The sequence below is a fragment of the Rhizobium sp. R711 genome (genome assembly GCF_002211365.1).
Taxonomy (GTDB): domain Bacteria; phylum Pseudomonadota; class Alphaproteobacteria; order Rhizobiales; family Rhizobiaceae; genus Rhizobium.
This window is the reverse complement of the sequence record NZ_LOKZ01000006.1, coordinates 100,746-120,783: the sequence shown is the minus strand read 5'-3', so window position 1 is coordinate 120,783 and position 20,038 is coordinate 100,746. Positions and strand designations below refer to the sequence as shown.

Below are 20,038 nucleotides of genomic sequence, written 5' to 3'. Positions count from 1 at the left end.
CTACGGCTACCTGTTTCGAAAAACTGAAATCCACCCCTAGATTCCTGAGGCCGAAACCCGTTCTTATACTGCCTGATTTTGAATTAGTACGCTATCACGCAGCCCACTTCCTCAATTAAACACTGAAATTCAAAGCCAAGGAGGAAATAAGCAACGTGATTCTAATTCAATATCAGAACTCTACTTAGACCATCAAATATCACCGTTTTGCGAAAACGCCAATTATTATTTCATATATATCTACCGAAAAATGCACCTTCGCAAGAATTGTTCATCGAGAACCCAAACATTAACCATTAAGAAATCTGCAAGTGGGTGCAAAAATCAACTTAAAATACTGAATCGGAAGCGCTCTCATCTTTTGGCGAGGTCATCGCGCACGGATTGAGGGCCGAGGCGGTATCCTGTCTGATGCGCGGCCTTGGCAAGGAGGTGCGTCGCGACCGGCGCCGTCAACAGGAAGAAGACGAAGCCAGCAAGCGCGCGCGCAAAGGTCGCGACCTCGCCCGATGCGACTCCAGCGGCAAAGAGCAGCATGCCCGAGCCCACTGTGCCCGCCTTGGACGCGGCATGCATGCGCGTATAGAGATCCGGCAGCCGCACAACGCCAAGAGCGGCGACAAGCGCAAACACCGAACCGGCAAGTAGAAGGAAAGCGACGAGGAGCGCTGCCGCGTAGTCCATCATTTCTTGCCCTTCCTGTCTTTCTTGCCGCTGCGTTTGGCCGCCACTTTGGGCTTTTTCGAGGCACCCCCCGCATTTTCGCTGTACCGTTCCGCGACAGTCGCGCGCGACATGACAAAGCGCGCGAAGGCGACGGTCGCCAGAAAGCCGACCAGGCCCAGCGAAATCGCAATATCGATGTAGAGGCTGAAGCCCGTTTTGACCGCCAACACGGCAATGAAACCGATCGCCGTGCCCGAGAGCGTATCGAGCGCCAGTATCCTGTCGGGCAGCGTCGGCCCGGCGAGGACCCGCCAGCCGGCCAGAAGGAAGGCAACGCCAAGGATCACCAGAGCAATCGCGGCGGCCGTGGAAATGATCGCGAGCGGTTCGATCATCGGAAGGCCTCCACGATCCGGCGCTCGAAACCGTTGGCGATATTGCGTTTGGTCGCCTCGGGATCGGAGCAATCCAGCGCGTGGACGTAAAGCGTCATGCGGTCGTCGGAAACATCGACCGACAGCGTGCCCGGCGTCAGGGTGATCATGTTGGCAAGAAGGGTGATCTCGAAATCGCGGTCGACAGTCAGCGGAAAGGCGAAAATGCCGGGCTGCAGCCGCATATTGGGCGTCAGCACCGTGACGGCGACCTTCCAGGCCGAGATCGCCAACTCCTTCAGGAACAGAAGTGCAAGCTGCACGATCGCCCACGACCGGCGAAGATACCCCCGGCTGCCATAGGGTTCGCGAACAACGGACAAGCACAAGGCGCCGATCGCAAAGCCGAAGAGGAGGTTGTGCGGCGATGCATTGCCGGTGACGGTAGCCCAGGCGACGGCCAGCAGGACGTTCAGCAGGAGGGCAATCATGGCATCCCTCCATCCGGAAAGACCGATTGCAGATAGGGCGTCGGATCGATGAGACCGTTCGCTGCTACCTGCGCCATGTCAAGCAACTGTTCGGGCAGTATGCCGAACGCGACGACGAGAGCCGTCAGGATGGCGAGCGGCAATCCCGCCTGCCAGCCGATGGAGGCTGCCGCCTGCGGCGCCGCCGCCGGCCGCCAATAGGCGAGCAGGAAGACGCGCCCGAAGACCACCGTCAGCAGGAAACCGCCGATCAGGATCGCCGCGGCCAACCACCAGGCGCCGACGTCGATCGACGCCCTGACCAAAATCACCTTCGGCCAGAAGCCGGAAAAAGGCGGCAGTCCGCAGGCGGCCACGAAGAGGATGAAGGAGAGCGCAGCAAAGCCGCTGCTCTTGCGATAAAGGCCGCCGAGCCCTGCTAGCGAGAAGCCGCCAGCAAGGGCAGCCGCCTGTCCGGCCAGAAGATAGAGCGCCGTCATCAGCACGATCGAATGCAGCGCGTAAAAGATCGCGCCGGACAAGCCGCCCGGCGTGCCGAGCGCAATGCCGATCAGCATGTTGCCAATGCCCGATATCACGACGTAGCCGAGCAGTTTGCGGATATCGTCCTGCGCCAGCGCCCCAAGCGCGCCGATGATGATGGTCGCTGCCCCGGTTGCCGCGATCAGCAGGCTCAATTGCTCGCGCTCGACCGGCAGCAGCATGACGATGATGCGGATCAGGGCGTAGACGCCGACCTTGGTCAGCAGACCGGCAAACAGCGCCGACACGACGATGCGCGGCGTATGATAGGAGGCCGGAAGCCAGAAATTGACGGGAAAGGCCGCGGCCTTCATCGCAAAAGCCAGCAGCACGAGCGCCGACAGCGTCATCAGCGGCGCGGTGTCGCGCACACTTTCCACCTTGCCCGCGATGTCGGCCATGTTGAGCGTGCCGAAGACCGCGTAGACGATGCCGACCGAGATCAGGAACAGCGTCGTGCCGATCAGGTTAAGCACCGCATATTTCATCGCCCCGTCGATCTGCCCGCGCTCCGAGCCGAGGATCAGCATCCCGAAGGACGAGATGAGAAGCACCTCGAACCAGACGTAGAGGTTGAAGACGTCGCCCGTCAGGAACGCTCCCGAAACGCCTGCCATCAGAAGCAGGAGGAAGGGGAAGAAACCGTATCGCCGGCCGCTTTCGGTGATGTCCTTCAACGCATAGAGCCCGCCTGCGAGCGCCGCGATGGCGGCGGTCAAGGCCATCAGCGCGCCGAAGAGATCGACGGTGAAGGCGATACCGAAGGGCGGAAGCCAGCGCCCCATCACCATGGTCAGCGGACCATGCGCGACGACCTTTGCCAGCAGCGCGGCATCCAGCAGGACCAGAACGGCAAGTCCCGGAATGGCGACCTGCGCCTGCAGCCGCATCGAGTTGCGCATCATCAGCAGCACGGCGCCGAGCGTAATGCAGAGCGCGACAGGTGCGATGACGAGCCAGTTTGAAAGAGGCACGGGCGCTGTGACCATCGCAGCCGAGAGATCGGCGATCGTGTTTGTCGGGGCCGCCATCTAGTACCCCATCGGTGGCAGCGGCGGATCGGCGGGCTCGGCGACACGCATCTTGTCCGTGTTGTCGGTGCCGATGTCCTGATAGGCGCGATAGGTCAGCACCAGCAGGAAAGCGAGGAAGGAAAACGAGATGACGATCGCCGTCAGGATCAGCGCCTGCGGTAGCGGATTGGCGGCGCCTTCGGGGAGCGTATCGAGGTTTGCAGGGATGATCGGCGGCACCTCGCGCGTCAGCCGCCCTGCCGTAAACAGCAACAGATTCACCGCGTTGCCTAAGACGGCGATGCCGAGCATGATCCGGATCGAGAATTTCGACAGCATCAGATAGATCGCGGCGGCGAAGAACAGGCCGACGAGGATGGCAAACAGCGGCTCCATCACTCGACCTCCCTTTCCTCAAGCGCCAGCGCGATCGAGGTGATGGCGCCGACGACGACCAGGTAGACCCCGATATCGAAGAGCATGACGGTCGAGAGCGGCACTTCGACACCTGCTACTTCAGGATAGACCCACAGCCCGGTCATGAACGGTACCGCAAAGACAATCGAGAACAGACCGGCGCAGGTCGCCATAAGAAGACCGGCGCCCGATATCGACAGCGGATGGAAGACGATGGCCCGGCGCACGGCCCCAACGCCGCGGGCAATGCCGAAGATCGCCAGCGCCGAGGCGGCAATCAGCCCGCCGATAAAGCCGCCGCCCGGCTCGTTGTGGCCGCGCAGCAGGACGAAGACGGAAAAGAGCAGCATCAGGGCCGTCAGCACCGGCGCAATCGTGCGGAAGATCAGCGTGTTCATGGGCGCTCGACTCCGAGATCCTCAGGCGCATCGGGATCGTTTTCCGCAAGCTTGCGCTCGGTCTGCGCGCGGATGCGAATGAGGGCGAGGATCGCAAGGCCGGTGATGGCAACGACCGCGATCTCGCCCAGCGTGTCGGTGCCACGGAAATCGACGATGATGACGTTTACGACATTGGCGCCGTGCGCGATGGTCCTCGAGTAAGTATTGAAGAATTCCGTCAGCGCGTTGTTGAAGGGGCCCTGAGTGGCTTTCATCAGAAGAAGCGCAAAGCCGCAGCCGCAGGCGATCGCAATGCAGCCATCCAATATCTTCTGACCAAGCGGCCGCCGATCGGCCGGCGACAATTGAAGGCGGGTCATGACCAGCGCAAGGATGACGACCGACAGGGTCTCGACCATGAACTGCGTGAAGGAAAGGTCGGGCGCACCGAACAGCAGGAATATGATGGCGACAGAGAAGCCCTGGATGCCGAGCGAGACGATCGCCGTCAGCCGGTCGCGCGCGATGACAACGCTGAGCAGGCCAAGGACGGCGAGCAGGAAGATCGCCCATTCGTGGATCTGGACCTCTCGCGGCCAGACGGGCAGCGCCGGCATTTCGCCAAAGAGCCAGAGCGGAACAAGCAGGGTGGCTGCGACGCAGAGGAAGGTGCAGGTGATGTAGAGTTCAAGTCGTCCCGGCTGGACGAAACGCGTCACGCGGACCGACAGTCTGATGAGGCCGGTGATAAAGTAGTCGAACCCACGATCCGGTCCGGGTCCGAGCCTTCGCAGCACCGCCGCGATGGTCAGGCGCTCTTGATCTATCCGCCAATAGACAAGAATGCCGAGCGCGATCGTAAGAGCAGAAAGAAGCAGTGGCACGCCAACGTGCGGGACCAATGAAATCTCGATCATGCTCGACGATCCACGGATAGCGGACGCCGCGGGAGACGAGATGTAGAGGTGCGCGGTTGCAGAGAAGACCGCACCGATCAGGCCCAATAGTGCCAGGACCACGGGACCAATCCACAGCAAGGGCGGGGCCTCATGCGGGCGCTTTGGCGTTTTCAGGACCGGCCCGAGAAACGGCTTCAACGCCACCGCGAATCCGACCGCGAACATCAGCGCATTTCCGACCACTGCAACCAGCGTAAAAACGATCGATCGCGGGTCCGCATGCGCCAGCGCGGCATAAATCTCTTCCTTGGCGAGGAAGCCGAAGAACGGCGGCAGACCGCCCATGGAAATCGCCGCGGCGAGTCCGGCCGCAAAGGTCAGCGGCATCGCCGACCTCAGGCCGCGCAGTCTGGTAATGTCGCGCGTGCCGGTCTCATGGTCGATGATGCCGGCGACCATAAACAGCGCGCCCTTGAAGAGCGAATGCGCCACGAGGTAGAGCGCCGCTGCCTCGATGGCGTAGCGCGCGTCGAAGCCCGTCAGCAACACCAGAAGGCCAAGCGACGAGACCGTCGTATAGGCAAGCTTGAGCTTGAGATCAGTCTGGCGGACCGCAAGCAGTGTGCCAACGATCAGCGTCACGCCACCAAAGAGCGGCAGCAAGATCGCCCAGGCTGATGTCCCGCCCATCACCGGATTGAGCCGCATCAGGAGATAGACGCCCGCCTTCACCATCGTTGCGGAGTGCAGGTAGGCGGAGACGGGCGTCGGCGCCTCCATCGCGTTCGGCAGCCAGAAGTGAAACGGAAACTGCGCCGACTTGGTGAACGCGCCGCCGAGAACGAGGATCAGGATTGCCAGATAATACGGATTGGCGCGCAGCAGATCACCCGATTGCAGCAACGTCGACAGGTCGGTCGCGTTTGTTGTGCTCCAGATCAGGAGCAGGCCCGCCAGCAGCAGGAGGCCGCCGCCGCCGGTGACGACGAGCGCCTGCAGGGCGGCGCGACGGGCAGCCTCGCGCTCATGATCAAACCCGATCAGCAGGAAGGACGTGATCGACGTCAGTTCCCAGAAGATGAAGAGCATCAGCAGGCTGTCCGATACGACGAGGCCGAGCATGGCGCCCATGAACAGGAAGATGAACGAGAAGAAGCGCCCCTGATCCGGATGGCCTTTGAGGTATCCGCCGGCGTAGAGGACAATCAGCGTGCCGATCCCGGTAATCAGCAGCGCGAAGGTCACTGAAAGACCGTCGAGCAGCCAGGAAAAACGGAGGTCGAAGCTCGGCACCCAGGCATAGCCACCGGTAATCACCTCGCCGCCTGATATCGCGGGCAGCAGGCTGGCAAAGTGCGCAAAGGCCAGCAGCGGCGCGAGCGCCAGCGGCCAGGCGGCGTTTACACTAAAGACGCGAACGAGAAAAGGAGCGAGAACGGCGCCGAGAAGTGGCAGACACAAGGCCGCAAATGTCAAAGCCGTGACACCGGCCATGTGCCCTCCGCTGCTGGCGACGCTTCGTGGAGCCGGCCAAAGCCGGAAGTCCCGTCAGGTGTACGAGAACAGGCGCGCTGTCACAAGTCTTGTTCGACAGAGAGCAACCGCCAACGGCAGATAATCACAGGGAACGATCGTTTCGGGTCTGCAGACTGCTTGCGGCATCTTCGAGGCGTTCGTTGAAGCGATATCAACCGAGGCGGTCCACGGCGCTTTAGGCCTCCGCAGCGACCAACATTCTCGACGAAGCATCAACGAGATCGCAGTTTTCGCCGGACCGGGATGCTGCCTTGACGAGCTCGGCGTCCCTTGATCCATGCGGCCTTCCGCACCACATTGCTGTCGAAAATCAGAGCCGTACCCCCGGCGCGAAAGGAACAAGCCATGGCCGATACGACAATCGCCAAAGTTCACAAGACCGACGCGGAATGGAAGGAACAGCTGACCCCCGAGCAATACCGGATCACCAGGCAGCATGGCACCGAGCGTGCCTTCACAGGACCCTATTGGGATTCGTTCGAAACCGGGCTCTATCGCTGTGTCGGCTGCAACTCGCCGCTGTTCCGCTCGGATACGAAGTTTGATGCCGGTTGCGGATGGCCGAGCTACTTCGAAGCGGTCTCGCCCGACGCGGTGACCGAACACCGCGATACGACCTACGGCATGGTCCGCACGGAAATTCGCTGCGGCACCTGCGATGCCCATCTCGGCCATGTCTTTCCCGACGGCCCGCCGCCGACCGGCCTGCGCTACTGCATCAACGGCCACGCGATGGTATTCGAGCCGGAGCAATAACGCTTCGGCCCGAAGGCCGGTCAGAAGCGTTCGACGACCGCGCGGACGCTTTCATCCAATGACAAGCGGGACGTGTCCAGTATCGCGCACTTCTTCGCCACGGCCTCGCGGCGGAGGAAGGATGCCCAGATCATCATTTCGGCGTTGGCAAGCTCGGGCTGCCGACGCTCGACAGCCAGGCGATGCGTTCTTGTTTCGTCATCGCAATCGGCCAGCAGCGGCAGATAGGCAATGCCTGTTGCCGCTGCCGCTTCTTCCAGAAATGCAAGGCGCATCTGGCCTTCGAGCAGTTGATTGCGGCCTGAGTGCTGCGCCTGCGCGAGGCTCTCAAACCACTTGAAGGTCATGGCCCGCTGCCAACCAGCCGGCGAGCCGTAGTCCGCCGCCATCCTTGAGAGGGGGGGAACGCCGATGTCATCGAAATGGTAGACGTCGATCTTACCTGCGAACCGAGCGGCAACCGCCTTGGCAATCGCCGTCTTGCCTGATCCAGAAGCGCCGGTGAGGATGATGAGGCTCACTTCGTGACCCTAAGCTCCATGCAGGTCAGATCCAGCCAACGGCCGAACTTGGTACCGACTTCCAGGAAGGTTCCGGTAATACGGAAACCAAGCTTTTCGTGCAGTTTGATGGAGGCCGTATTCGCGGCCTCGATGCCGGCGATCATCACATGGATGTTGGCGTCGGCGGCGCGCTCGATCAACGCCCGCATCAGTAATTCACCGATGCCCGCGCCGCGGCAATCCTTGTCGACGTAGACCGAGTGTTCGACCGTATGGCGGTAGCCATCGAAGGCCCGCCAGTCGCCATAGGAGGCATAGCCCGCGACCTTGCCATCCTTCTCCGCAACGATGACCGGGAAGCCCTTCGTCTTCCTCGCCTTGAACCATTCGATACGGTTGTCTAGATCGACCAGCGTGTCGTTCCAGATCGCAGTCGTGTGCTCGACAGCGTCATTGTAGATATTGCGGATCGCCGGCAGATCGGCTTCGGTGGCATCGCGCACGAGAACGGCGTCGGTCATTTCAGGTCCAGTTTCGGTTCGGTTCCGGCAAGCGGCATACGCCCGGCATTCAGCGTTGTAAACCAGCTAGATCGAGCGCACGCCGCATTGGACATAGCCATTGGCGGCCGCGTCTGAACGCAACGATCAGAGCCCAGCGTTTGCCATGCTGAAGCAGGTGAGTACCGCCGAATAGTGCACGGCCGCCGCGGCCACCACGAAGCCGTGCCAGATGGCGTTCTGGAAGCGCAGCTTCTCCCACACGTGAAAGATGACGCCGAGAGAATAGATGACACCGCCGACGAGGATCAGGAGCATCGAAACATAGGGGATGCGTTCCGCCACCGGCCCGGCAACCAGGATGCCGCTCCAACCCATCCCGAGATAGAGAAGGATGGCAAGCTTGTCATAGCGGCCGGGAAACGCGCATTTCAGGAGGATGCCGAGCGCTGCGATCGCCCATATGCTGATCAGCATGCCTAACAGCAGCGGGTTGTCGGCACCGCGCTCGAGGAAGGGCGTATAGGTCGCGGCGATCAGGATGAAGATCGAGGAGTGATCGAGACGGCGAAGGAACCACTTCGTCCGCGAAACCGGCCAGGCGTTATAGGAGAAGGAGATGCCGATCGTCAGCACCAGGCCAACGCTGTAAATCCAAGCAGCGGCGAGTTCACCGTGGGAGCTCCAGAGCGTGGCGTAAAAGATCAGGACGGTCGCACCGATGAGCGCAAACGCCAAGCCCACGCCATGGACGACGCCGTCGGCGATCAGTTCATATTTGTCGTAAGCCCAGCGAATACCGTTGAACTCTGTCATGCTGGGGACCCCTCACCTTTCCACCCGATCGTCGCACCGAAACGGTGTGCAGGCAACACAACAGAGATGGCGAACCATTAAATCTTCGTGAGCTTTGGACACCGATTCTTGCGCTTGGAGATATACGGGCGCAAAGAAAAAGGGTAGCCGTGAAAGCGCCACCCCTGATAGCACGACAGACAAATCAGCCCATGCAATCCTCGCAAAGGGGCGCATAGGGAACAGCGCCAAGGCGCTCCTTGGAGATCGGCAGGCCGCAGCGCACGCAGGTGCCATAGGTGCCCTTTGCGATCCGGTCGAGGGCAGCACCGATGGCCCGCAGCTCTTCCTGACCGGCCTGCCCAAGCCCCTCGAGCACTTCGTCGTTTTCGCTCTCTGTCGCGCGATCGTCGCTGTCCTGCTCCTTGGTGCGCCCGAGATCGACGTCGATGCGGTTCAACCGCGATTCAAGCTCGCGCTGGCGATCGCGCAGGATCTTCTCATAGGTCTGCATGTCGGTCATGGATGTTCCTCCATCGGTCCTTTGCCGTTTTTCTTCTTAGCGCTGCCTATCGACCAGCACCGAGCATTTGGCATGCCTGACGACACGGTCGGCGGTGGCGCCGATGAAGTAGTTGCTGAAGTCGGGGGTATGTGAAGCGACGATGATGAGATCCGCACCATGCGCTTCCGCGGCGGCGAGGATGCTGTGGGCCGGGCGGCCGTGACCGATCTCGATCATTGCCGGTATGCCGCTCGTTCGGATCAGCATGCCGAGCTTTTGCTCGGCATCATCGATGGCGTTCTGGATCAATTCGGCGGGCAGATCGATCGCGACATAGGTGGGCACGTCCTCGACAACGTTGAGCAGGACGATCTCGCCTCCCGTATCAAGGAGCGTGGATGCCTTGCGGAATGCCCTCTCGCCGCGGTCCAACGCGCCAATTTCGATCGGAACGATGATTTTCTTATACATTCAGGCCCTCCAGCGGTGCCGTTTCGAACTGCCCACATCCTCTCAGGAGATAAATAAGGCGCTTTGATCAAGATCAAGATCGGCACCGATTGTCGTCAATGATTGTCGAACGCTGAATCGCCAAAAACTGGGCTTCTGTGAACAATCGAAATCCGCCATATAGGGACCAAGTACAGCAACCAAGGATCTCTGAGGCACATGAACCGGCGCAAATTCGTTGGTATCGCTACGGGCGGCGCTTTCGCCGCCACCGCCGGTACGCCTCTCTCATCCAAGGCAGGAGAAAGACGCATGACCACTGAAACTTCCTACGCTCTGACGCGCCCTGCCTATGTCGACCAGTCGCATCTCGTCGTTACCGACCTGCCGCTGGTTTCCAGTTTCTATCAATCCATGCTTGGCCTTGAGGTCATCGAGAATAGCGCCAGCGGCGAAGTTCTCGGTGTGGACGGCACGCCGCTTCTGACGCTGACGACAGGCAAGGATGTCCGTATCGCGCCGCGCAATGCCGCCGGTCTTTTCCATACGGCCTTTTTGATGCCCAGCCGCACCGAGCTTGCCCGTTGGCTGCGCCACGCCGCACACAACAACGTCGTGCTGGACGGCGCATCCGATCACCTCGTCAGCGAGGCCATCTATCTCTCCGATCCGGAAGGCAACGGTATCGAGATCTATGCCGACCGTCCGCATGAGCAATGGAAATTCCATCAAGACGGCCAAGTGGAAATGGCGACGCTTCGGCTCGATCTCCAGTCGCTCTACAACAGCGCGCCTGACGACGCCTGGGACGGCATGGCCGGCGGCACAGCCATCGGCCACATCCACCTGCAGGTCGGCAATATCCCGGAGGCCGACACCTTCTACCGCGATGTGCTCGGTCTGAAACTGATGGCGCAGCGTCCCGGCGCCAGCTTCTTCGCGACCGGCGGCTACCATCATCATGTCGCCGCCAACGTCTGGAACAGCCGGGGCGCCGGAACCCGCGCGGACGGCATGACCGGTCTCTCGGACTACACGCTTCGCTTCAACGACAAGGCTTCGCTCGACAAAGCCGTCGCCAAGCTCGACGAACTCGAGATCAACAGCGAAAAGCGCAATGGCGGCGTCTTCCTGCACGACCCCTGGGGCATCGGCCTGACGCTCTCTGCCTGACCCCTCAGGAACCTCAAGGGGTTTCCACGCGTTTCCGTCGCGAAGCATCTGGGCTTCCGGGGGACCTTGTAACGATGGGAATTGCCAACGGCATCCGCAAGCAGGCCAGCAAGATTACGATGGGCGAGCGCCCTGTCAGTGCCTGGGCCGAAAAACTGAGCCAAGACGCGGAGGAGATGCCGCAGGCGCCGACGCGCCGCGTCGAAAAGGACGGGCTGGACATCACGATGGCCTGGGCGGTTATCGGCATCTTTGCGGTACTGGCTCTTTCGGCAATCTACATGATGTCGCTCATTCTCGTCCCGGTGACGCTTGCTGTGGTCGTCGGCATGATTCTCGGGCTGCTGGCGGAAAAGCTCAGCAGACTCGGCGTTCCACGCATCACCAATGCCGTCATCCTGTCGACCGGCGTCGCGCTGGTGATCATTCTCGTCGCCAATTCGCTTGCCGGACCGCTGACGACCCTTGCCAATGAGGGTCCGGCTTTTGTGGAAAAGACTTTCAACCGGCTGATGCCTTATCTCGAGCGGATCAGGTGGCTGCACATTACGCCCCAGACCTTCCAGGGCGGGCCGATGTCGAGCGAAAAGCTCCTGGAAAACACCGGCAACGTGCTGCATCTCATCGGCGCCAACCTTACCCCCGCCCTTGTCCAGGCGCTGATTTTCTTCGCCGCGCTGCTGCTGTTCCTTGCCGGACGTGTCAACCTGCGCAAATCGATCATCATGGTCTTCCGGACTCGCTCACAGCGGCTTGCCGCCATCCGGGTGATCAACGGCGTCGAACAGGTCCTCGGCTTCTACTTTGCCACGGCTTCGCTGATCTATGCGTGCCTCGGCGTCGTCATGATGGTGATTGCCTATCTCGGCGGCCTCTCAGCGCCGATGCTCTGGGGCTTCTTTGCCTTTCTTTCGAGCTTCATCCCCTATCTCGGCATTGCCTCCATGACGCTGGCCGTCGCCATCGCAGGCATCCTCACCCATGATGGCCTCGTGGTGGGGCTCGCGCCGGCCGCGGCCTTCTTCATCGTCCACCTCGTCATGGAAAATCTGGTCTTCCCCGCTGTGATGGGAAAGCGCTTGGAAATCAATCCTTTCGTGGTGTTTCTGGCAATTCTGTTCTGGACTTGGATGTGGGGCGCGGTTGGTGCTATGCTGGCTTTGCCACTATCACTGATTGTCATGACCATCGTCGATGAACTTTTCGTCGAGGAGAGACTGCAGCCGCAATTGCCGAAATGATTGAGGTAAGACGCGTCAGATGGCAGAAATCGATTTTGCAGAGTCCAGCCAGAACCGGCTGAAGAGCGGCCCCCCCCCGTGGAGCCGTGCCGGCACGAAACCCGCCTACCAGCCACTTCAGGATAATCTCAAGGTCGACGCGATGATCATCGGCGGCGGGATTACCGGCGCGCTGATGGGCCAATACCTTTCCGAACGCGGCCTTTCGGTGGTCGTCATCGACCGCGAGACACCCGGCCTCGGCAGCACTACGGCGAGCACGGCCATGTTGCAATGGGAAACCGACCGGACGCTCGGCGAACTCGAGCACTTCTATGGCTTTGAGCGCGCCGTCGGCATCTACAGGCGAAGTGCCGCCTCGGTCGCAGGCCTCTCCAAGCTGATCGTCGCCAACCGCATCGCCTGCAATCTGCTGCCACGGCAATCGCTGTTCCTGACCAGCAACCAGGAGGGCGCGGGTGATCTTCTGAGAGAGGTCGAGCTTCGTCGCCGGGCCGGTCTGCCGAGCCGGTATCTGGAGCATTGCGATCTCTTTACCGAGTTCGAATTGGACCGCGACGCGGGCATTCTGTCCCGCGGCTCTGCGGAGGCAGATCCGCTGCTCCTGACCTGGGGGCTGCTGGAGATTGCCGTGAAGCAGGGTGCACATCTCATTGGCACTTCGGTAACCAAGCTTCACAGCGAAGGCGGACATGTAACGGCGGAGACCGACGGCTCTTTCGTCATCGAGGCGAAAACCGCGGTGCTTGCCACCGGCTATGTCATGCCAGGGATCGAGATGCCGAAACTACATCGGACGACGTCGAGCTGGGCTCTGGCGACAATCCCGCAGGATCCTGCGGCGCACTGGCGGGACCAAGTGCTGATCTGGGAAGACAGCCGCCCCTATCTCTACATGCGCACGACGCCGGACGGGCGGATCATCGCCGGCGGCGAGGATGACGACACTATTGATCCTGATGCCCGCGACGCCAAGCTTGCCGGGAAGATCATGGCAATCCGGGAGAAGATGAAGCGGCTCTGGTCGAGGGCCGACACCCGCGTCGCGACGGCATGGTGCGGCACCTTCGGCGAAACGTCGGACGGACTGCCGCTGATTGGCCCGGTTCCCTCGATGCCGCAGGTCTATGCCGCCTACGGCTACGGCGGCAACGGCATCACCTTCTCTTATCTTGCGACACAGGTTATCGGCGCAATGATCGGTGGGGGATACCGCGACTGGTTTGACGATTTCGCCCTCGATCGCGATGCGCCGGCGTTCGTTGAGCGTCTGAGCATCGGCGAGGACAGCCGGGAGGTCGCCCTTAGCTAACTCACTGCGTCGTCTGGTCGTCGCCCATGTCGTCGACATCCTGCAGGCGGACGAATTCGACGCCCTTGGCCTTCAGGTCGAGGATCGCTTTGGCGACGCCCTCGCCGGCCGCATGGGTCGGCTGATTGATGTGGGAGATCACCACGTCGCCGTCCTTGGCGGCTGCAATCCGCTTTTCTGTGACACCAGCGCCGAGCAGCGAGCCGCCGTCGCCGTTCACGGAATAACCGGCGATGCGGTATCCCATTTCACGGATCTGCACGATCGAGGAGCGGTCGTATTTGGCCGTCGAGCCGCGGAACCAATGCGGCGGGGCAATGCCGGCCGCAACCATAGCATCGGCGCCACCCTGCACTTCCTGGCGCACGGCCTCCGGCGACCCGGCTGCCGCAATGCCGTAAATCGAGACCGGCTTGTCGACGGCTGGAGTGTGGTTCTGCCCGTGATTCTCGATTTCGAACAGATCGGGATTCTGAAGGAGGACCTGCAATGCCTGCGGATTGTGCTTCAGCCAGCGCGCGGTGACGAAAATGGTCGCGGAGATCCGCTCGTGGACCAGCACCGAGAGGATACGGTCGTCGGCTTGGCCCATGCAGGCGTCAAACGTCAGCGCCACGCGTGCGTGACCCTTGATGCCCGACGCGCCAATGCGCAGCCGCGGCTCCACCAGCTTCGGCCCGACCGCCTTAGGCGCCTGCGCGACATTCCGCGGTGCAGCGACGATGGTCTCGTCCTGCGCGGGAAGAGCGGCAGCAGCGGCTGCCGAGACGGAGGCGATCACCAGCGCCGAAACAAGAAAAAGACGATTCATGCCAAGGAGAAGCCATTCATGGTTCAAGCACTGCATAATGCACGCAGCGCGCCGGCGCCATGTGGTCTGATGCCGCTTGCGATTCGCGCCAGCATCAACGAAAGAGTTGATGCCTGAGGACTAAGGCTTCACAAAGGCAAAGCAGGAGAAGGCCTCTCCGCCACGCAATCAGTCATAGAGATAGTACTTTTCCCACTTCTCGCGCGGGACCTTCTCGCCGATCGTGTATTGCAGATCGCGGACGTTCATGTGCTGCGGACCGGTGATGCAGGTATAGGACAGATGATACCAATCACCCTTGCTGCGGAAGACCGCGCCGGGCGCCTCCAGCTTGTCGTCGCTAGGGACCGGATCCTTGAAGGTATAGGCAATCACCTTATCGGGCTTGTAACCGGTCTCGTCCTTGTTGATTCGGCTCATGGCCTCTGTGTCGCAACTCTGTTCGAGACGGGTCGCGGGATCGAGCTTTTCGAGTTGCTTCTTGATTGCGGGATCGACTGCGAAGGCTGGAAAGGCAAGGCTAAATGCGGACAGAAGCAACACGAGACGTTTTGGCATTACGGTGGGATTCCTTTGCATTCTCATTCCGGAATCGCCTGTGGAGAACCGAGGTTTCCGCAGTCGTACAAGGGGGCAAATTCCGGGCGACGCAGCGGACTTTCTTAAACAATGTGGTGACATCAAGGCAACGTGAGCATTCCTTCGGTTTTGCCGCTGACCTGTCTTCGGCGCTTGATCGAAGGCATCCGCGTCTCTATCTCTTGCCCACCTGACACCACGCATCCGGAGCCTTCCTTGACTGTCTTCAAGAACCTGCCGAACCCGCCCGCTGCCGCCAAGAAGCCGACCTCGGATACGCGCCACGGCATCACCCGCACCGACGACTACGCCTGGCTGCGCGCCGACAACTGGCAGGCGATGTTCAAGGATCCGTCGATCCTCGATCCCGCGATCCGCCAGCATCTCGAGGCCGAAAATGTCTACATGAACGCGGCGATGGAAGACACCAAGGCGCTGCAGAAGACGCTGTTTGCCGAAATGCGCGGCCGCATCAAGGAAGACGACAGCTCCGTGCCGATGAAGGACGGCGACTACGCCTACGGCACCTTCTTCGTCACCGGCGGCGAACAGCCGCGCTACTTCCGCATTCCGCGCAACGGCGACGTCAAGGACGAGGCGATCCGCAGCGTCCTGCTCGATGGCGACAAGGAGGCCGCCGGCAAGGCCTATTTCCGGCTCGCCGGCCTTGACCATTCGACTGACCACCGCCGCGGCATCTGGGGCTATGACGACAAGGGCTCTGAGTTCTATACGCTCCGCGTCCGCGATCTTGCGACCGGCGAGGATATGGCCGACGTGATCGAGAACACCGGCGGTGGCGGTGTCTGGGCGCCCGACGGCAAGAGCTTCTTCTATTCGGCGCTCGACGAGAACCACCGTCCCTCGAAGGTGTACCACCACATTCTCGGCACGCCTCAATCCGAAGACCGGCTGGTCTACGAGGAGAAGGATGCGGGCTTCTTCATGGGCGTCGGCGGTTCGCTGCTCGACGACTTCATCTACATCGACATCCACGATCACGAGACCTCGGAATACCGCCTGCTTTCCACGAAGGACCTGACGGCCGAGCCGAAGCTGGTCGCCGAGCGCGAGGAAGGTATCGAATACTCGATGACGGAAGGCGGCGACGTCTTCTACATCCTAACGAACGACGGCGACGCCAAGGATTTCAAGATCATGGAAGCGCCGGTTGAAAACCCGGGCAAGGTGAACTGGCGCGAGGTCGTGCCGCACAAGCCGGGGACGCTGATCATCAGCCACATGGCCTTTGCCCACCACCTGCTGTGGCTGGAGCGCAAGGACGGCCTGCCACAGATCATCATCCGCGACCGGCGCACCGGCGAGGAACACGCCATCGCCTTTGCCGAGGAGGCCTATTCGCTCGGGCTGCAGGGAGCCGCGGAATATGACACCGATGTCATCCGCTTCTCCTATTCCTCGATGACGACGCCGTCGCAGCTCTACGACTACAACATGGTGACGCGCGAGCGCACGCTCCTGAAGACCCAGGAAGTGCCCTCCGGCCACAATCCGGACGACTATGTCACCCGCCGCGTCTTCGCCCCGGCCTGGGATGGCGAGCAGGTGCCGGTTACCCTGCTCTATCGCAAGGACACACAGCTCGACGGTTCGGCGCCCTGCCTGCTCTATGGCTACGGCGCCTATGGCATCACCATTCCGGCCGGCTTCAACACCAACTGCCTGTCGCTCGCCGACCGCGGCTTCGTCTATGCCATCGCCCATATCCGCGGCGGCAAGGACAAGGGCTTTGCCTGGTACGAAGACGGCAAGATGGAGAAGAAGACCAACACCTTCAAGGACTTCATTGCCGCCGCTGGCTATCTGAATCAGGAGAAGTTCACCTCCTACACCAACATCATCGCCGAGGGTGGCTCGGCCGGCGGCATGCTGATGGGCGCCGTTGCCAACATGGCACCGGAAAAGTTCGCCGGCCTGATCGCCGCCGTTCCCTTCGTCGACGTGCTGAACACCATGCTCGACGACACGCTGCCGCTGACCCCGCCGGAATGGCCGGAGTGGGGCAACCCGATCGAGAGCAAGGAAGAGTACGAGCAGATCGCCGCCTACTCGCCCTACGACAATGTCGGCGCACAAGCCTATCCACCGATCCTGGCGCTCGGCGGCCTCACCGATCCGCGCGTCACCTATTGGGAGCCGGCGAAGTGGGTGGCGCGGCTGCGCGAAAAGACGACCGGTTCGGCGCCGATCCTCTTGAAGACCAACATGGACGCCGGCCATGGCGGCGCTTCGGGACGCTTCCAGCGCCTCGAGGAAATCGCCTTCGAATACGCCTTCGCGATCAAGGTTGCGGGCAAGATGTAAGAGGCTGGGAGAAGCCCGTGACGGTCTATGTGGCGCTCCTGAGAGCCATCAATGTCGGCGGCACGGGCAAGCTGCCCATGGCGACGCTGAAGGCGGTCTGTGAAGAGCTCGGCTTCAGCGATGTGAAGACCTACATCCAGAGCGGCAACGTGCTGTTTCGCGCCGATGCGGCGGAGGCCGAGGTCGAGCAGAGGCTGGACGACGCGCTGGGAAAGCTGCTCGGCAAGAAGCCCGGCGTGATGCTGCGCAGCCGCAAGGAGCTGGCAGCGATCGCCGCCAACGCGCCCTTCCCCGACGCCAAGCCCAACTATCTGCTGGTGAGCTTCCTCCCTGGAGCACCGCCAGCCGATGCACTGGACAAGATGGTCGCCCCTGATGGCGAAGGGGCTGTTGTCGCCGGGCGCGAAATCTACGTCCACTTCCCTATCGGTTCCGGCAGATCGAAGCTCAAGCTGCCGGCCCTGAGGCCGGGAACGGCGCGCAATCTGAATACCGTGCGCAAGCTCGCCGAGATGGCGGCTCAGATGGAGGATGGAGGTTAGGCTCCGTTCCTGGCCTCAGTGCTCGACGGCGTGTGCGGCCTTGCCAACCTCGTGACCGCTGATATCGGCGCCAGCGCTCCGCGAGAAGCGCAGGTTCCAGAAAGTCGCCGTGATCGAGATCGCGGTGACGAAGAGGAAGGCCGCGGAGAAATCGTGAAGCTGCGGCGTCTCGCTGCCGTTGACCGTCATCGATGTGTGCAGTGCCAGCGCTCCGACGCAGATGCCGAGTGACAGCATCAGCTGCTGGAACGTCGTATAGAAGCTGGTGGCCGAGCTCATCCGGTCGCGGTCGATCTCATCGTAAGCCACGGTATTGTAGGCCGTGAACTGGAACGACATGAAGAAGCCGCACATGACGAGGATCGCGAAGATCAGCGCCAGCGGCCAGTCCGGGCGGAAGGCGGCGCAGAGCGCATAGCCGCAGGTGGCGATCACGCCGTTCGCAACAAGGCTGTTGCGAAAGCCGAAACGGCGCAGCACGCGCGGCGCAAAGGCTTTCATCGCCATCGAGCCGAGCGCTGCGGCAGTGACGAGCTGGCCGGCCTTCGCGGCCGAAAGGCCGAAACCGAGCTGAAAGTAGAGCGGCAGCAGGAAGGGTTGCGCGCCTTGCGTGATGCGGGTCAGCGAACCCGCGATGACTGACGTGCCGAAGCTCGGCACCTTCATCAGCGAGAAATCCATGATCGGCGACGGATGGCGGCGAGCGTGCTTGAGATAGGCGGCGCCGAAGAGCAGTCCGACGGCGATCAGGAACAGTGAGAAAGCGCCCTCGCCCGGACGGCTCGAGCTCTCGAAGCCGAACAGCAGGGAGCCGAGCGCAATGCCGGAGAGGATGAAGCCGACTGTGTCGAACCGGCGCTTCGCCTCTCCCTTGAAGTTTTCGATGAAGATCGAGACCAGCGTGAAGCCGATGATGCCGATCGGCACGTTGATGTAGAAAATCCAGCGCCAGTCGAGATAGGTGACGATCAGACCGCCGATCGGTGGCCCGAGGATGGGGCCAACCAGGGCCGGTCCGAGCAGCCACGACATGGCGTTGACCGTGTCCTTGCGGCTGACGCTGCGCAAGAGGACCAGTCGACCGACCGGCAGCATCATCGCCCCGCCAAGACCCTGCAGCAGCCGCGCCAGGACGAGACAGAGGAGATTGGGCGAAAGCGCGCAGAAGATCGAGCCAGCCACGAAGACAGCGATCGCCGAGCGAAAAACGGTGCGCGAGCCGAAGCGATCGGCAATCAAACCGCTGGCCGGAATGAAGATCGCGAGACTGAGAAGATAGGAGGTCAGCGCGATGCTCATCGACGGGGCGCTGACGCCGAAGTCGCGCGCCATGGTCGGCAGCGCCGTTGCCAGAACGGTGGCGTCGAGCTGTTCCATAAACATGGCGCTCGCCACGATCATCGCTATCACGCGGAAATTCGGCTTGGCGCGCGCGATGGTCGCCGCCTGGTAGATCTGATCCGACATCGTCAGGGATCACTCGCAATGACGTGGCCGACGCGGAAGCGATGGCCACGGTATGGTATGGCGTGATGCCAAAAGAGGATTGGAGATCTTTGTATACGCCCGCAAATGTGGCGTCGTTATGCTTTTATGGAAAGGCAGCCGTGCCGTCCGGGAATGGCTGGGAATCGTGTCTGCTCAGTTGTCGCGCAGCAGTGCTTCGTAATCCTGTCCGCCGGCGAAAATGTTGGTAATTTTGACCACATGACCTTCGACGAAGTAAAGTATCACGATGCTTCTCTCAAAAACCGCCATACGCAGGTTGGTGTCGAGGTCCGGTCTCGCCACGCCGCCCAACGGCGCATCGCCGATACGCTCACAACGGTCGTACAGGCGCTCTATGTAGCGCTCCGCCGTAACGTGATTTTGACTGGCTTCGAGAACATAAGTGAAGATTGAGACGATCGCATCGAGTGCCGCTGGCCGGTATTCAACCTGGTAGTGCCCATTGCTCATCGGTGCTTTGCAAAGAGGGCATCGATGGCCGTTCTCATCTCCTGGCTGCTCAAATTCGGCCTTGGGTCGTCCAATGACGCCCGCACTTGAGCGCGGATCGCCGCGACACGCTCCTTGTGCTCCTCCTCGCGCCGCATCCAGACGCGCATGGCTTCACGCAGCACTTCGCTGGTCGAAGCAAAGGTGCCGGCCTCGACTTCGGCCTTGATCACATTGACCATCTCGGTCGGCAGGGTGATGCTCAACTTTTCCATCGAACGTGCTCCATGCGGAAGTAGGATAAAATCCT

23 protein-coding genes are annotated in these 20,038 nt (G+C 61.3%); 6 read left to right on the top strand and 17 right to left on the bottom strand.

Annotated features, from left to right (window positions below):
* Positions 1 to 354: 354 nt before the first annotated feature.
* The 7 genes from mnhG to ATY80_RS10280 are packed head-to-tail and all read right to left on the bottom strand — an operon-like array spanning position 355 to position 6,256.
* Positions 355 to 687 carry a monovalent cation/H(+) antiporter subunit G gene (mnhG, locus tag ATY80_RS10310; RefSeq protein WP_189637122.1) on the bottom strand — a complete coding sequence of 111 codons (333 nt, stop codon included), beginning with the start codon at positions 685 to 687 and terminating at the stop codon, positions 355 to 357.
* Positions 684 to 1,061 (bottom strand): cation:proton antiporter, encoded by a 378-nt coding sequence (locus ATY80_RS10305; protein WP_088692336.1) that lies wholly within the window; start codon positions 1,059 to 1,061, stop codon positions 684 to 686. Before ATY80_RS10305 ends, mnhG begins: the two co-directional genes overlap by 4 nt.
* Positions 1,058 to 1,531, bottom strand: coding sequence for a Na+/H+ antiporter subunit E (locus ATY80_RS10300; protein WP_088692335.1), 474 nt, complete (start codon positions 1,529 to 1,531; stop codon positions 1,058 to 1,060). Before ATY80_RS10300 ends, ATY80_RS10305 begins: the two co-directional genes overlap by 4 nt.
* A complete protein-coding gene (locus ATY80_RS10295) occupies positions 1,528 to 3,084 on the bottom strand; it encodes a Na+/H+ antiporter subunit D (RefSeq protein WP_088692334.1) in 1,557 nt (518 codons plus the stop codon). The genes ATY80_RS10300 and ATY80_RS10295 overlap by 4 nt, the downstream gene beginning before the upstream one ends.
* On the bottom strand, positions 3,085 to 3,462 hold the full coding sequence (locus ATY80_RS10290) for a Na+/H+ antiporter subunit C (protein ID WP_088692333.1): 378 nt from the start codon (positions 3,460 to 3,462) through the stop codon (positions 3,085 to 3,087).
* Positions 3,462 to 3,881: a Na(+)/H(+) antiporter subunit B gene (locus tag ATY80_RS10285; RefSeq protein WP_088692332.1), complete on the bottom strand. Its 420-nt coding sequence runs from the start codon at positions 3,879 to 3,881 to the stop codon at positions 3,462 to 3,464. Before ATY80_RS10285 ends, ATY80_RS10290 begins: the two co-directional genes overlap by 1 nt.
* Positions 3,878 to 6,256: a putative monovalent cation/H+ antiporter subunit A gene (locus ATY80_RS10280; protein ID WP_088692331.1), complete on the bottom strand. Its 2,379-nt coding sequence runs from the start codon at positions 6,254 to 6,256 to the stop codon at positions 3,878 to 3,880. Before ATY80_RS10280 ends, ATY80_RS10285 begins: the two co-directional genes overlap by 4 nt.
* A gap of 387 nt (positions 6,257 to 6,643) precedes the next feature.
* Between ATY80_RS10280 and msrB the strand changes: the two genes are divergently transcribed.
* Positions 6,644 to 7,054: a peptide-methionine (R)-S-oxide reductase MsrB gene (msrB, locus tag ATY80_RS10275; protein WP_088692330.1), complete on the top strand. Its 411-nt coding sequence runs from the start codon at positions 6,644 to 6,646 to the stop codon at positions 7,052 to 7,054.
* Between the two features lie 20 nt (positions 7,055 to 7,074).
* Here the strand turns inward: msrB and ATY80_RS10270 are convergent, their stop codons facing one another.
* The 5 genes from ATY80_RS10270 to ATY80_RS10250 all read right to left on the bottom strand — a co-directional run bounded on the left by ATY80_RS10270 (position 7,075) and on the right by ATY80_RS10250 (position 9,828).
* Positions 7,075 to 7,575, bottom strand: a complete 501-nt coding sequence (locus tag ATY80_RS10270; protein WP_088692329.1) for a hypothetical protein — start codon at positions 7,573 to 7,575, stop codon at positions 7,075 to 7,077.
* Positions 7,572 to 8,078: a GNAT family N-acetyltransferase gene (locus ATY80_RS10265; protein WP_088692328.1), complete on the bottom strand. Its 507-nt coding sequence runs from the start codon at positions 8,076 to 8,078 to the stop codon at positions 7,572 to 7,574. Before ATY80_RS10265 ends, ATY80_RS10270 begins: the two co-directional genes overlap by 4 nt.
* Before the next feature lie 126 nt (positions 8,079 to 8,204).
* Positions 8,205 to 8,873, bottom strand: a complete 669-nt coding sequence (locus ATY80_RS10260) for a hemolysin III family protein (RefSeq protein ID WP_088692327.1) — start codon at positions 8,871 to 8,873, stop codon at positions 8,205 to 8,207.
* Positions 8,874 to 9,057: 184 nt separating this feature from the next.
* A complete protein-coding gene (locus ATY80_RS10255) occupies positions 9,058 to 9,375 on the bottom strand; it encodes a TraR/DksA family transcriptional regulator (RefSeq protein ID WP_088692326.1) in 318 nt (105 codons plus the stop codon).
* 36 nt (positions 9,376 to 9,411) lie between these two features.
* Positions 9,412 to 9,828: a universal stress protein gene (locus ATY80_RS10250; RefSeq protein WP_088692325.1), complete on the bottom strand. Its 417-nt coding sequence runs from the start codon at positions 9,826 to 9,828 to the stop codon at positions 9,412 to 9,414.
* 291 nt (positions 9,829 to 10,119) lie between these two features.
* On the opposite strand from ATY80_RS10250, the gene ATY80_RS10245 reads away from it, so the two are divergent.
* From ATY80_RS10245 to ATY80_RS10235, 3 genes are all read left to right on the top strand, one after another.
* The gene (locus ATY80_RS10245) at positions 10,120 to 10,980 is read left to right on the top strand and encodes a VOC family protein (protein WP_088692380.1); all 861 of its coding nucleotides are present in this window, start codon (positions 10,120 to 10,122) and stop codon (positions 10,978 to 10,980) included.
* Between the two features lie 74 nt (positions 10,981 to 11,054).
* On the top strand, positions 11,055 to 12,221 hold the full coding sequence (locus ATY80_RS10240) for an AI-2E family transporter (RefSeq protein WP_088692324.1): 1,167 nt from the start codon (positions 11,055 to 11,057) through the stop codon (positions 12,219 to 12,221).
* Between the two features lie 19 nt (positions 12,222 to 12,240).
* On the top strand, positions 12,241 to 13,533 hold the full coding sequence (locus ATY80_RS10235) for an FAD-dependent oxidoreductase (protein ID WP_088692323.1): 1,293 nt from the start codon (positions 12,241 to 12,243) through the stop codon (positions 13,531 to 13,533).
* Position 13,534: 1 nt separating this feature from the next.
* Here the strand turns inward: ATY80_RS10235 and ATY80_RS10230 are convergent, their stop codons facing one another.
* Together ATY80_RS10230 and ATY80_RS10225 are read right to left on the bottom strand one after the other, a co-directional pair.
* On the bottom strand, positions 13,535 to 14,344 hold the full coding sequence (locus ATY80_RS10230; protein WP_088692322.1) for a polysaccharide deacetylase family protein: 810 nt from the start codon (positions 14,342 to 14,344) through the stop codon (positions 13,535 to 13,537).
* A gap of 168 nt (positions 14,345 to 14,512) precedes the next feature.
* On the bottom strand, positions 14,513 to 14,902 hold the full coding sequence (locus ATY80_RS10225) for a DUF930 domain-containing protein (protein ID WP_088692321.1): 390 nt from the start codon (positions 14,900 to 14,902) through the stop codon (positions 14,513 to 14,515).
* Positions 14,903 to 15,139: 237 nt separating this feature from the next.
* On the opposite strand from ATY80_RS10225, the gene ATY80_RS10220 reads away from it, so the two are divergent.
* Both ATY80_RS10220 and ATY80_RS10215 read left to right on the top strand, forming a co-directional pair.
* The gene (locus ATY80_RS10220) at positions 15,140 to 17,248 is read left to right on the top strand and encodes a S9 family peptidase (protein ID WP_088692379.1); all 2,109 of its coding nucleotides are present in this window, start codon (positions 15,140 to 15,142) and stop codon (positions 17,246 to 17,248) included.
* 17 nt (positions 17,249 to 17,265) lie between these two features.
* Positions 17,266 to 17,790, top strand: coding sequence for a DUF1697 domain-containing protein (locus tag ATY80_RS10215; protein WP_088692320.1), 525 nt, complete (start codon positions 17,266 to 17,268; stop codon positions 17,788 to 17,790).
* 15 nt (positions 17,791 to 17,805) lie between these two features.
* On the opposite strand, the gene ATY80_RS10210 is transcribed toward ATY80_RS10215, so the two are convergent.
* The 3 genes from ATY80_RS10210 to ATY80_RS10200 all read right to left on the bottom strand — a co-directional run bounded on the left by ATY80_RS10210 (position 17,806) and on the right by ATY80_RS10200 (position 20,003).
* Positions 17,806 to 19,257, bottom strand: a complete 1,452-nt coding sequence (locus ATY80_RS10210) for a DHA2 family efflux MFS transporter permease subunit (RefSeq protein ID WP_088692319.1) — start codon at positions 19,255 to 19,257, stop codon at positions 17,806 to 17,808.
* A gap of 174 nt (positions 19,258 to 19,431) precedes the next feature.
* Positions 19,432 to 19,749 (bottom strand): type II toxin-antitoxin system RelE/ParE family toxin, encoded by a 318-nt coding sequence (locus ATY80_RS10205; protein ID WP_088692318.1) that lies wholly within the window; start codon positions 19,747 to 19,749, stop codon positions 19,432 to 19,434.
* Positions 19,746 to 20,003, bottom strand: a complete 258-nt coding sequence (locus ATY80_RS10200; protein ID WP_088692317.1) for a type II toxin-antitoxin system ParD family antitoxin — start codon at positions 20,001 to 20,003, stop codon at positions 19,746 to 19,748. The genes ATY80_RS10205 and ATY80_RS10200 overlap by 4 nt, the downstream gene beginning before the upstream one ends.
* Positions 20,004 to 20,038 lie beyond the last annotated feature (35 nt).